The sequence below is a fragment of the Burkholderia ubonensis genome (genome assembly GCF_902833085.1).
GTDB lineage: Bacteria > Pseudomonadota > Gammaproteobacteria > Burkholderiales > Burkholderiaceae > Burkholderia > Burkholderia ubonensis.
Genome location: NZ_CADFEB010000003.1, coordinates 191,799 through 204,784 on the forward strand (window position 1 = coordinate 191,799; position 12,986 = coordinate 204,784).

The 12,986-nt window shown below is 65.2% G+C and carries 5 protein-coding genes; all 5 read right to left on the reverse strand.

The features are described from left to right. Window positions 1-3: 3 nt before the first annotated feature. The 5 genes from HWX31_RS08745 to HWX31_RS08765 are packed head-to-tail and all read right to left on the reverse strand — an operon-like array spanning window position 4 to window position 12,981. Window positions 4-1,707: a cyclic peptide export ABC transporter gene (locus HWX31_RS08745; protein WP_174959133.1), complete on the reverse strand. Its 1,704-nt coding sequence runs from the start codon at window positions 1,705-1,707 to the stop codon at window positions 4-6. A 13-nt stretch (window positions 1,708-1,720) separates the two neighbouring features. Then, window positions 1,721-2,251 (reverse strand): YbaK/EbsC family protein, encoded by a 531-nt coding sequence (locus tag HWX31_RS08750; RefSeq protein WP_174959131.1) that lies wholly within the window; start codon window positions 2,249-2,251, stop codon window positions 1,721-1,723. A gap of 49 nt (window positions 2,252-2,300) precedes the next feature. After that, complete coding sequence (locus HWX31_RS08755) at window positions 2,301-2,780, reverse strand: hypothetical protein (protein WP_244143689.1); 480 nt, start codon at window positions 2,778-2,780, stop codon at window positions 2,301-2,303. A 53-nt stretch (window positions 2,781-2,833) separates the two neighbouring features. Next, window positions 2,834-3,490 (reverse strand): glycosyltransferase family 25 protein, encoded by a 657-nt coding sequence (locus HWX31_RS08760; protein WP_059772559.1) that lies wholly within the window; start codon window positions 3,488-3,490, stop codon window positions 2,834-2,836. After that, a complete protein-coding gene (locus HWX31_RS08765; protein WP_174959127.1) occupies window positions 3,487-12,981 on the reverse strand; it encodes a non-ribosomal peptide synthetase in 9,495 nt (3,164 codons plus the stop codon). Before HWX31_RS08765 ends, HWX31_RS08760 begins: the two co-directional genes overlap by 4 nt. Window positions 12,982-12,986 lie beyond the last annotated feature (5 nt).

Consider the following 12,986-nt stretch of genomic DNA (forward strand, 5'->3'; position numbering starts at 1 on the left):
GGCTCACCCCGCGACTGTCGATCGGACGTCGTACATGGCCGTATCCGAGTAAATGCGGCCGCTATCCAGGCGAATGACGCGATCCGCCAGTTTGAAATACTGATCGTCGTGGGTAATGATGATCACGCATTTCCTACGGGATTTCAGATCGGGAACCAGCACCTCATAGAAGAATCGCTTGAACACCGGGTCTTGATCGGCGGCCCATTCGTCCAGGATGTAGATCGGACGGTCCTCGATGTACGCGCTAAGCAGCGCCAGTCTTTTGCGCTGCCCTGTCGATAAGGCCCTGGTCGTCGAGTAGGTTTTGCCGTGAATCGCGACCTTGTCGGCCAGCTTCAGGGTTTCAAGGTACTTTTGCGCAAGGTCGATGCGCGTATTTTTCTGGTCCGGCCCGATGATGCGATTGAACAGATGGAAGTCTGTAAATACGGCGGAAAACAGATTCCGGTACGGTTCCCTCGCATCGTCGTCGATGACTTTCCCGTCAAGGGCAATATGGCCTTCGGTCGGCGCATAGAGGCCGCTGAGTATCTTGGCCAACGTGCTCTTGCCGCTGCCGTTTCCGCCGATGACATAGACGAGCTCCCCCGCATGAATCGTCATGTTGATGGGGCCAAGCACGAAGTCGGACGACGACTCGCGGTCATGGTAATTCATCTTCACATTCTTCAACTCGATGCGTTGCCATGATTCCGTCGATGAGGATTCCTTTGCGACCGGATGGTGCAGCTTTTTGGGCGAGTCTTGCGTGTCGTCGATCAGGAAGCCGAACTCCGCCAGTCGGGCAAGCGCGGTCTTGCCTTCGGCCATGATCGGCAGAATATTGATCAGCATGGTCAACGGCCCCATCATGTAAAGAACGGCCAGAATGCTCGCCGTGAGTACCGAGGGGTCGACGACGCCGAGAGACGGGACGCCGAACAGCAGAAACCCGAGCAGGACCGCCACGGTGATCTGACCGATGCTGTCGCCGCTCATGAACCAGAAGCGTTCGATGTAGTTGTACCCCGCCACGCGCCGCGACGACAATTCGATCGCCGCCTTGGTAAACCAGCGTTGTCTGGCCCGGTTGAGCTTGAGTTCCTTGATGCCGAACACGAGGCTATGGGTGTACTCATTGAACTGGACGAACTCGTCGCGCACTCTTTCGGTGAAATCGACCGCCCTTCGATAGAAAGACAGATAGAGCACCAGGCCGGCGATCGTCAGGATCATCGTCGAAGCGAACACGACCCACGAGAGATAGGCGAGATAGACGATGCTGCATATCAGGACGACGGATTGAACGATGATCGTCGGGATGGTGAGCAGTGTCTGGCTCAGCTGCGGAATGTCCTGCGTCAGCATGGTCAGGACGTTGGGCGCGCCCCGCCGGTCGATTTCGTCCAGTGGGGTCGCGAGAATCCGCTTGCACAGGTTGACGCGCAGTCTCGTCATGACTTTCATGCAGACGTAGGACGGCATCGCGGCAGCCGCGCTCCGGCAGAACACCGCAATGCCGTTCACCGCGATGAATATCAGCAACAGCGTCTGTCGATCAGACTGGTCATGAAGCACCCTGCTGATCAATCCGACGCCCACGATCGATGCAATGCCGCTGATGAGGCCGGTCAGGACCGTGCCCAGGATCAGCCAGGGATGACTGCGCCACATCAGGGTGACGGCCGAATGCCACGGCGGCGATTTGTTTTGAGCGGAGTTCATGTGTCGCTAGTCGCTATTCGGAGATACTGCCGATTTGATGACGTATCGCATTCAGATAGATGCCGGTGTCGACGCCGATCGATACGTCGAGCCGTCCCGCGCTGAATACGATTTCCGGGGTGGGCAGCAAGTCGCGATCGACCACCACCTGAAGACGGTCGTCGAAAGAGATGGGCGGCACGGCGCCCATCATGCACCGGGTCAACTGGGACGCCACGTGGCTCGGCGCCAGCTTGGCCTTGACCCCTCTGAAGCAGTCGGCCACCTTTTTCAAGGCCACTCTCCGGTGTCCGGATACGACCGCCAACGCATAGGACAGCTCGCCGTTGTCGTGCTTGACCTCCACCACCATGCATTTCGCGGCCTGTTCGACGCTGTGTCCACGCAGCAGGCTGGCGGCAACGGTTTGCCCTTCCGGGGGATGCACCATGACCCGGTGATTGATTTTTTCGGCGATCAGAAAATCGATGATGCGCCTGAAGGAAAATCCCGGATCGTCTCCGGGCACCCAGGGAACGATCTCGGTTTCGTTGGCTTGAGACATGATTTCTCTCCGCGATCACGCATGCTGCAGATGTCGAGCCGGGGGTGGCTCAGCTGATCAGGTGGCTGAGCTCGATGTTCTTGGCCGCCGATCTCAACCTGAACGAGGTTTCGTGCCTGCCCAGGCACGCGATGCTTTCCACGATCTCCAGCGGCGAATCGGAAAACAGGATGCAGCACTTCAGCAGGCGCTGCGCGTGGTCCCAGCCGAGATTCAACGCGTCGACCACGTGACGCAGCGCTGCGTCGACCGACGCGACGGTCCAGCCGTCGTTCTGTGCGAGCCGCGATTCGGCCAGTCGAAGAAATTGCAGGAGGGTGCGGGGATTGCTTTCTATGCTGCACAAGAGAACGTAATCGATCCGCAATTTCTTCGTGATCAACGGGAAAATCAGGTCCATCACGCCGGCGGGCGATTCGCATTTTCCATAAGCCAGCGAGATGGCCTCGCCGAGCTTGCCATCACGGTGGAGCGAATCGAGCACGGACTGTACGAACTCTTCTTCGCGGTCAACGGTGGTGATTTGCATGATCTTCAATGGCCTGTCGAGATGTTGATCGCGGCGAGCACCGGCCGCAGGCGTTACCAGCCGTCCGGAATCGGAAACGAATAGGTCAGCGGCTTTTCCGGCATGACTTCTTCCATGATGTCGGAGTAGCCGGACTCCTGTCCGACCAGGTTGGGTTCGAAGCAGTAGCAATTGAACGTCTGCTGCAGCACGAGGTTGTTGCGGTCGATGATCGCCGGCGGGTTCTCGTTGATCTCGATGAATGCGTCGTAAAGCGAGTCCCTGACGACGTACGCGTGCGCGGTGAGCGTCTCGATGGTCTTGACGATGTTGGGCGCGACGGGAATCGGCTGGGTGAAGTGATAGGCGCCCAGGAACAGCATGTGCCAGTCGTCCGGCACTTGCGCGATGAATTCGGGAAAGCGCGCGGTGAAGTCGGCGTCGAAGAACGCGTCGTCCTCGAAGATCAGGACTTCGCTCGCGCCGGCGGCCTTGGCCTGCTTCACGGCGGCGAGATGGCTCATGGTGCAGCCGTAGTCCTGCGGGCGCATATGGCTCAAGTGCTCGGGCACGCTCACCAGCTTCGCATCGACGGCGGACAGGCGCTCCACCGTGAGGATGTTCTGCTCTGCGAATTTTCTTTGCATCGCTTCCCAGCGATCGGGACGCCGGTCCAGGTTGATGCAGACCTTGCGTGCGAACGTGTTGTCGATCGTCGGTGTTGATTTCATGAGCCCTTCTTCTCCAGGAACTGATTGACATGGGTAGCGAGGACGCCGGCGTGCGGATCGAGCAGCATGGTCAGATGGTCGCCGGGTACGTCCGTCACGTGGACGGGGAGCGCCGAGAAGCGGGACCATCCCCAGGTCGGGTCCAGGCGGAGCTGCGCGACCTCGGGTGACGGATCGTAGTCGTCGGGATCTCGCTCGGTGCTGCGGAACAACGCGATCGGCACGGGAAGCGGGGCGGCTTCCGGCGCGTAGCGCGATTTGAAGTTGGCCTGATAGACGCGCAGATAGGCGCGCAGGCGGTCGGACCCGGCATCCGCGAACCAGCTGCCGCGGTCGCCGATGCGCTCGAGGATCAGGCCGGCCTGGCCGTCGGGATCGAGATCGACGAGGTCTGCCCGCGTCACCTGAAGGTCGGTCCCGAGGAAGGTGCCGATTTCGTGGGCGATCGCGACCAGCCACTCGGTGTCGTCCCAGTCTTGCCAGTAGGTCTCGGCTGAGCTGTCGACGGGCGCGGATGCGTCGAAGATCGCCAGCAGTTTCACCGCGGCGCCCTTGGCGACGAGCTGACGGCTCATTTCGAGCGCCACCTTCGCACCGAAGGAGTGGCCCGCCAGGTAGTAGGGGCCCGCGCCCACCAGCGGCCAGATGCGTTCGATATGGCGGGCCGCGATGTCTTCCACGCGGCTGAGCGGCAGGCACGAGCCGTCGAGGCCGAGCGCTTCCAGCCCGTGAATCGCGTGGGTCTCCGCCAGATGGTTCGCGAGCGGGTGGAAGTAGACCACGTTGCCGCCGGCTCCCGGAAGGAGGAACAGCGGCGCGGCGGGACCGCCGTCCCGGATCGGCACGAGTCCGCCGGCGGGGGCCGACGGCTCTTTCGTGGCGAGCGCCGCCGCCAGCTTTTCGATCGTCGGATTCTCGAACAGGCAGGAAATGGGCAGCCGGCGATCGAATGCCTTTTCGACATTGGCCATCAACTGGATGGCGATGATCGAGTGTCCGCCGAGCTCGAAATAATTGTCGCTTAGCTTGATGTCGTCTCTTTTGAAGATCCGCTGCCAGATTTCCAGCAACGTACTTTCGTCCGCCGTCGGCGCGACGGTGCGTGCCGTCGTGGACGGAACGGCGGCGGGTTCGGCCGCGCCGCCCGTCGCGCTCTGCTGGCTGCCCGCGCTATCGGCCAGGGCCGGTGCATCGGCGAGCTGGCCCGTAAGCTGGGCCGGGTCTTCGGCGAATCGTTCGAGCAGCTCGCGGATGGCGCCCAGCATGTGCCGCACCACGTCGGGGGCGAAGCGGTGCGCATCGTGCGAGATACGGAAGGCGACGCGCGTATCCGGGTGCACGGTCAGGGTCAGCGGGTAATTCGATTCGGCGAACGCGCGGGTGTCGACGATGTCGATGCCGTCCGGCCCGAGATCGGGCGCGGCCGCAACCGGGAAGTTCTCGAACACGAGCAGGCTGTCGAACAGGCTGTCGCGCGCGGGCAGTTCGCTCCATGACTGGATGTCGACCAGCGAACTGTACGAATGCGGCTCCATGGCCGTCTGGGCCGTATGGACCTCCGCCAGCCATTCGGTGAAGGGGCGCTCCGGCGCGATGCGCACGCGAAACGGCAGCGTATTGATGAACAGCCCCACGATCGATTCGACGCCGTCGAGCAGCGGCGGGCGACCGGACACGGTGACGCCGAACACGACGTCGTCCGTTCTGGCGTAGCGCCGCAGCACCAGCGCCCAGACCGCGCGTATCAGCACGTTGAGGGTGAGGCGATGGGTTCGCATGAGCGCTTGCAGCCGCGCGGTCAGCGCCTCATCCAGCAGGAAACGCTGCTCCCTGCGCTTGTCCTGCCGCGCGGCGTCGCCGGCGCTTGGCCGGGCCGGATCGGCCACGATCGGCGTGGCGGCACGGAACCCCGCCAGCTCGGCGCGCCACCACGCTTCGTCCGCCGCGCGAGGATGGCGCGCGAGCCAGTCGATGTACTTGCGGTATCCCGGCGCCGGCTCGGCGAGTGCGGGTACGCCGGTTCGGGCGAGCGACAGGTAGTCGTCGAACACCTCCTTCATCAGGATGGCGGTGCTCCAGCCGTCGAGGATGATGTGGTGCGCGCTCCAGCAAAAGCGATGGCGGTCCTCCGCTTCCTGAATCAGCGTGCAGCGGAACAGCGGCGCCTTTTGAAGATCGAAGCCGCGCTTCCGGTCGTCGGCGAGGAATGCATCGAAGTCCTGAGCGCGGCGGGACGCATCGCGAGACCGCCAGTCGACGAACGTCCACGGCAGGTCGACCCGGTGCAGGACGGTCTGGACCGGATGATCGCGATCGGTCCACGCAAACCCGGTGCGCAACACGGCATGGCGCTCGAGCGCATTGGCCCAGGCTTGCCGGAGCGCCGGCACCTGGAGCGGGCCGTTGACGACGAAGCTGAACTGCTGGAAATAGGCGGCAGGGTCCAGGTCGTACAGCGTGTGGAACAGAATGCCCTGCTGCAGGGACGAGAGCGGATAGCTGTCCTCTACGTTGTCCCAACCCGTGTCGGGGACCGACGCCGCGAAGTCGAGCAACCGGTCCTTGAAATGCGCGGCCAGGTTCTCGACCGTCTGCCGCCCGTGGATGCGCTCGCTGTAGCTCCAGTCCACGTGAAGCCTGCCGTCGGAAACGGCGGCAACGATCTCGAACAGGTGCGTGCGCAGCGACCGCCCGGAGCGCAGCGAACCGAGGTCTTCGGCGGCCGGGCGCCAGCCGTCGGAGCGCTGCAGCACGGTATCGAGCTGCCCGTGATAGTTGAAGAGGATGTCGGCGTTCGGCAGGCCGGCGAGACTGTCGCGCACGGCGTCGTCGGGGCTCAGGTAGCGGAGCAGCGAATAGCCGAGGCCGTCGGCCGGAATGCCGCGCAGTTGCTGCCGCGCGGCGCGCAGCGCGTCCTCCGGCGCTTGCAGGGCGTCGACGTCGAGTACGACGGGGTAAATCGACGTGAACCAGCCCACCGTCCTGGTGAGGTCGAGCGGCGCATCCGACACGTGGCGGCCGTGGCTTTCGAGATCGATCCGGGTGCGGGCGTTGCCCGTGACCATGCTGCAAGCCTGCGCGAGCGCGACGAGCAGCACGTCGTTGATGCGCGTGTCGTAGGCACGGGGCAGTCGGCGCAGCAGGGCCGTGGTGTCGGCTTCGTCCAGTTCGAATGAAACGGATGCCGTGTCGCCGACATGGTTGCCCGCGCCCGCGGCCGGGTAATCGACCGGCATCGGCTCGACGTGCTGCGACAGGAGCGCTTGCCAGAGCGGGGCTTCGTCGCCGATGGCCGGCGACCGGGCCAGTTGCTGCAGATGAAGGGCCCATTCGCGAAACGAAGTCGTCTTCGCGGACAACGGCTGGCCGTGGTAGGCGGCATGCAGGTCCTCGACGAGCACGCGCCATGAGACGCCGTCCACCGCGAGGTGATGAACCGCCACGAACAGGCGGGCGAACGGCTCGTCGTCAAAGCAGAACAGACGGGCCGCCAGCAACGGGCCGTGCGTGATGTCGATGCAGCGTTCTGCTTCCGCGGCGGCGGCGCGCATGGCTGCGATGCGCTCGCCGGCGTCGCCGGCTATCGCCTGCTTCGCGAAGAGCGCCGGCGTATCGCCGACGGCGACGACTTCCTGAGTCCAGCGGCCCGCGCTGCGCGAGAAACGCAGGCGCAACGCGTCGTGATGTTCGTAGACTTGCCGGATCGCGTCTGCGAGCCTCGATTCGTCGATGTCCGCCGGCACCTGGATCAGGACCGTTTGGTTGTAGTGCGAAGGTGTATCGACATCCTGATCGAAGAACCAGTGCTGGACCGGCGTGAGCGGTGCCTCTCCCACAGGGCTGACGGTCGACGCGAGCGCTGCCTGTTCTTCGGGCGCGGCGGCGAGCTGGGCGATCGTCTGATACTGGAACAGCTGTTTCGCGGTAATGCGAAGTCCCGCCTGATTGGCGCGCGAGATCACCTGGATGCTCAGGATGGAGTCGCCGCCCAGCTCGAAGAAATTGTCGTGGATGCCGATGGAGGGCAGTTGCAGCACGTCTTTCCAGATCGACGCGAGCAGAATTTCCCGGGGCGTGACGGCAGGTGCGTCGGGCCGCGCTTCGTCGACGGGGTCCGCCGGGACGGGCAGCGCCTTGCGGTTGATCTTGCCGTTGGGCAGCAGCGGCAAGGACGGAAGCGCGACGAATCGCGACGGCACCATGTAGCCCGGAAGCCGGCCGCTCAGGTAGCCGCGAAGTTCGGCGACGTCCGCTGACGCGGTCGCGACATAGGCGATCAGGAAGATCCGGGCGCTGTCGGTTTTCGCGATCACGACGCAGTCGGCGACCGACGGATGCTCGCGCAGCGTGGCCTCGATTTCGCCGAGTTCGATGCGCAGGCCGCGCAGCTTGACCTGATGATCGATGCGGCCGAGGAATTCGATGTTGCCGTCGGCACGGTAGCGCGCTAGATCGCCGGTGCGATAGAGGCGAGCGTTCGGATCGGCGGAGAACGGATCGGCGATGAACTTCTCGGCGCTCAGTTCGGGCTCGCCATGGTAGCCGCGCCCGACCGGCGTGCCGCCGATCAGCAGTTCGCCCGCCACGCCGACCGGCACGGGCTGCATCTGCGCGTCGACGATATAGAGGCGGGTATTGGCGATCGGGCGGCCGATCGGGACGTTGCGATGCGGGTCGTCGCGCCGGCATTCCCAGGCGGTCACGTCGACGGCGGCCTCGGTCGGGCCGTAGAGGTTGTACAGCCTGGCGTCCAGACGCTCGAAGAAGCGCTGCTGCAGATCGTAGGGCAGCGCCTCGCCGCTGCACACGACGCGACGCAGCGACGCGCAGTGCGCGTCGAGGTCCGGATGGTCGAGAAACGCGCGCAGCATGGACGGCACGAAATGGACGGTGGTGATTCCTTCGCGCGCAATGAGATCGACGAGGTAGTCGGTCTCGCGCTGGCCGCCGGGCCGGGCGAACACGAGGCGCGCGCCGGTGACGAGCGGCCAGAAGAATTCCCAGACCGAGACGTCGAAGCTGAACGGGGTCTTCTGCAGGACGGCATCGTCAGTGCCGAGCGCGTAGGCCTGCTGCATCCAGAGGATGCGGTTGGTCGCGGCGCGATGCGTGTTGAGCGCGCCCTTGGGCCTGCCGGTCGAGCCGGAGGTGTAGATCATGTAGGCGAGGTTGTCGCCGTTCAGCGCAGGCGCGGGGTTGGACGCGGGCGCGGCGGCGAAGTCGTGCGCGTCGCGATCGACGGCGATCAGGCGTGCGTCGGTGTCGGGCAGCGCGGCAAGCAGATGCTGCTGGGTGAGGAGCCAGCGCAACTGAGCGTTGTCGATCATGAAGCGCACGCGCTCGGCGGGGTAGTCGGGATCGACGGGGACGTAAGCGCCGCCGGCCTTGAGGATGGCGAGCAGGGCGACGATCATGTCGAGCGAGCGCTCCATGGCGACGCCGACGAGGGAGTCGGGTGCGACGCCGAGCGCGATGAGGTGGTGGGCGAGGCGGTTGGCGCGCAGGTTGAGTTCGGCGTAGGTGAGCGACGCGTCGTCATGAACGGCGGCGACGGCGTCGGGGGTGCGCTCGGCCTGCTGCTCGAACAGCCGGTGCAGTGGTTGTTCTGCGTCTGCGCCGAAATCCGTGTCGGTCCGGTTCCACTCGACGGTCAGCGTGTCCCGCTCCGCATCGCTCAGCAGCGAAAGCTCGCCGAGCGGCCGGTTTGAATCGGCGATCACGGCTTCGAGCAGATGGCGGAAGTGTTCCGCCATGCGCTCGATCGTGACGGCGTCGAACAGGTCCAGGTTGTATTCCAGCGAGCCCGCGAGGCCGTGGTCGGCATCCTGCACATGGAGCGTGAGGTCGAACTTGGCGGTGTGGGTCTCCACCGATACCGGCGTGGCCGTGAGACCGGGGAAGTTCACCGCGTGGGACGACGCCTTCTCGTAAGCGAACACGACCTGGAATACGGGCGTGCGGCTCAGATTGCGTTCGAGCTTGAGGGCATCCACCACCTGCTCGAACGGGATCTCCTGGCGGCTGTAGCCGTCCAGCGCGACGCGCTTCACGCGCGCCAGCAGTTCGCCGAAGCCCGGATTGCCCGACAGGTCCACGCGCAGCGCCAGCATGTTCGCGAAGAAGCCGATCAGCGGCTCGGTCATGCTGGAGCGCCGATTGGCGATCGGGGAGCCGATGACGATGTCCTGCTGGTTGCTGTAGCGCGAAAGGAGCAGCGCATACGCGGCGAGCACGACCATGAACGTGCTCGTGCCGGACGCGTGCGCGATCGCGCGCACGCCGTCGGCGAGTGCGCCGTTCAGCTGAAACGGCAGCACCGCGCCGTCGAAACGCTGGATGGCGGGTCGGGGGCGGTCGGTGGGAAGCTCGATCTGGTCCGGCGCGTCCGCCAGCGACGCGCTCAGCAGCGCCAGCTCCCGATGCGTGTCGGCGGACGCCAGGCGCTCGTGCTGCCAGACGGCGTAATCCGCGTACTGGACAGCCAGCTCCGGCAGGTGTTGGCCCGCATAGAGCGCGGCCAGTTCGCCGATGAGGGTTCCCGATGACCAGGCATCCGAAATGATGTGATGCATCACGACGCCGAAGACGTGCACGCGCTCATCCACGCGATACAGCACGACACGGTAGAGCGGCCCGACGGCGAGATCGAACGGGCGGTCGGTTTCGTCGGCGAGCAGCGCGAGTGCGGCGGATTCGCTGGCGACGTCGACGACGGCAAGCGCGACCGGCGCCGGCGGCGCGATGCGTTGAACGCCGCGGCCGTCGATGGCGGGAAACGTGGTGCGCAGGATCTCGTGACGCCGGCTGATTTCGGACACGGCGGCCCGCAGACGTGGAATGTCCAGGTCGCCGTCGAAACGCAGCGCGCTCGAAATGTTGTAGGCCGCCGACGGGCCTTCCAGTTGCGCGAGGAACCACAGGCGCTGCTGCGGAAAGGACAGCGGAAGGTCGTTCGCGCGCGATCTGGGCGTGATGGTGCCGGCCATCGAGCCGGATCGCGGCGACGACGCCTCGATCAGGTCGGAAACCGCGCTGATGGTCTGGAGTTCGAAGATCGCGTCGATGCCGATCTCGACGGAGAAGCTGCTCCAGATCCGCGAGACCAGCTGCATCGCCTGCAGCGAATCCCCGCCGTAGTCGAAGAAGCGGCCGGCGAGATCGATGGCCGGATTGTCGAGCACGTCGCGCCAGATGCGCACCAGCTCGCGCTGGATCGGCGTGGCGTCGAGATCGGCGGCATCGTCGGGCGCGGCGGCGGCCTCCATCGCGACGAGCGCCGGGCGATCCAGCTTGCCGTTGGCGTTGAGCGGGAATTCGGCGATCGGGAAAATGTCGGACGGGACCATGTAGTCGGGCAGCTTCCCGGCCAGATAGGCCCTGAGGTCCGGCACGCTCAGGCTCGCGGAACCCTTGACGTAGGCCGCCAGCTTGCGCACGCCATGGGCGGTTTCGCGCAGCATGACCGCCGCGCCGACGACGTCGTCGTGCGCGGTGAGCGCGGCCTCGATCTCGCCGAGTTCGACGCGGTAGCCACGGATCTTGACCTGATCGTCGACGCGTCCGTAGCACTGGATCTGTCCGTCGGGCAGCCATCGGCCGATGTCGCCGGTGCGATAGATGCGCTGCTCGCCGGGCAACGGGTGCTCGACGAATTTCGCGGCGGTGACGTCGGGCCGCTTGTGGTAGCCGCGCGCGAGGCCGTGGCCGGCGATGCAGATTTCCCCGGGCACGCCGATGGGCACCGGGCGCAGCGCTTCGTCGACGATGTAGACCCGCGTGTTGGCGATGGGCCGGCCGATCAGCACCGTGGACGGCTCGTCCTCGACGAGCTTGACGATGCAGCCGACCGTCGCCTCGGTGGGACCGTACTCGTTGTAGATCTCGATCGCGGGATCGATTTTCCGCAGCGTCGCGATGTGCTGGGGCGTCAGCTCCTCGCCGCCGACGATCACCTTGCGCACGCCGGAGCGCCCGAGGTTCATGTATTCGAGCAGGTGAATGTGGGTGGGCGTGAGCTTGAGCGTGTCGACGCCGCTGCCGGGCTGGAACATCCTGGCCAGGATGGTGTCGATGCTTTCCGACTGCGGATAGATGCGCAGCGATTTGCCGCGCACCAGCGGGCAGAACACGTTGGTCAGCGTGAAATCGAAGCACAGCGAGCTGTACAGGCCGAAACTGCCGGTTGAGTCTTCCGGAAAGTAATACCCGGCGGCCCACGAGATGTAGTGGGCGAGGTTCCGGTGTTCGAGCAGGCAGCCTTTCGGCTTTCCGGTCGAGCCCGACGTGTAGATGACGTAGGCGAGGTGCTCCGGCACCGCGCGGCACGGCGGATTGTCGGGCAGCGGCGTCCAGCCGGGGAGCTCCTGATCGAGCAGCAGCGTCACGCCGGAGTATTCATACCACTGCGCCAGCTGGCTGGATTGGGTCAGCAGCAGCGACAGGCCCGTATCGCCGAGGATGTGATTGATGCGTTCGGCCGGGTACGCCGTGTCCAGCGGCACGAACGCCGCCCCCGCTTTCAATACGCCGAGAATCGCGACGATCATCGCTTCGGACCGGTCGAGCATGATGCCGACCAGCGATTCCGGCCCGACGCCGTAATGGTTGACCAGCTGATCCGCGAGGCTGTTGGCTCGCGCGTTCAGGTCGGCGTAGGTCATCAGCGAGCTGTCGGTGACCAGCGCCGGCGCGTCGGGCGTGCGGGCGACCTGGGCTTCGAACATGCCGACGACCGTCGGGTGGCTGGGTCCGACCGCCGCGGTTTCGTTGAAGGCGGCCAGCATCCGCCGCTCGTCCGCCGGAATCGATTCGATGTCGCCGACCGTCTTGTCGAGGTGTTCGAATTCCTGCAGGACCGCGCCGAGGCTGCTTGCGAAACCGTCGATGAGGAAAGGTTCGATGGCGCCTGAGTAGCGGATCTCGATTTCGCCGCGCGCGAGACTCAGGTGCAACTGCATGTCGTCGTCCTGCCCGGACAGCGCGTGGTGCACCCGATCGTCCACCAGCCTGACCTTGGTGAGCTGCGCGAGATCCAGGTCCTTCTCGTTGCGCACGAGCGTTTCCAGCGGGAATCGGTGCTCCGCGTAGCTGTCTTCCACGATTCCGGCCACGCGCGACAGGTAGTCCTCGACGCGCTCGTCGGGACGCACCTCGATGATCAGCGGAATGGTGGCCGCACGGGCCGGCGGATGCCCGGCAAGCCCCGGCGTGCCGAGCACCGTGACCGGGACCCGGAAGGTCCTCCACAGCAGGAACGCGATGCCCGCGGCCGTGACCGCGAATTCGGCGAGCGCGTCGTCGCTGATGCGCCGCAGCAGGTCGAGCGACGCGGGCGTGAGCGCCACCGTGCGGGAAAGCAGGCCGCCCGGCTGCGGGCCGGGGGCGTGCGAGGCGATGCGGTAGACGCCGGTGACCGACGAAAGACATTCGCGCCAGAAGCTCGCGGTCTGCGCATAGCGATGGTCGGTGACCAGGACGTTATTGTCTTGCACAGGAA

What these genes read in the sequence shown, in the direction of transcription:
- HWX31_RS08745 (WP_174959133.1), bottom strand. Translation starts at nt 1,707, where the DNA reads ATGAACTCCGCTCAAAACAAATCGCCGCCGTGGCATTCGGCCGTCACC.
- HWX31_RS08750 (WP_174959131.1), bottom strand. Translation starts at nt 2,251, where the DNA reads ATGTCTCAAGCCAACGAAACCGAGATCGTTCCCTGGGTGCCCGGAGAC.
- HWX31_RS08755 (WP_244143689.1), bottom strand. Translation starts at nt 2,780, where the DNA reads ATGCAAATCACCACCGTTGACCGCGAAGAAGAGTTCGTACAGTCCGTG.
- HWX31_RS08760 (WP_059772559.1), bottom strand. Translation starts at nt 3,490, where the DNA reads ATGAAATCAACACCGACGATCGACAACACGTTCGCACGCAAGGTCTGC.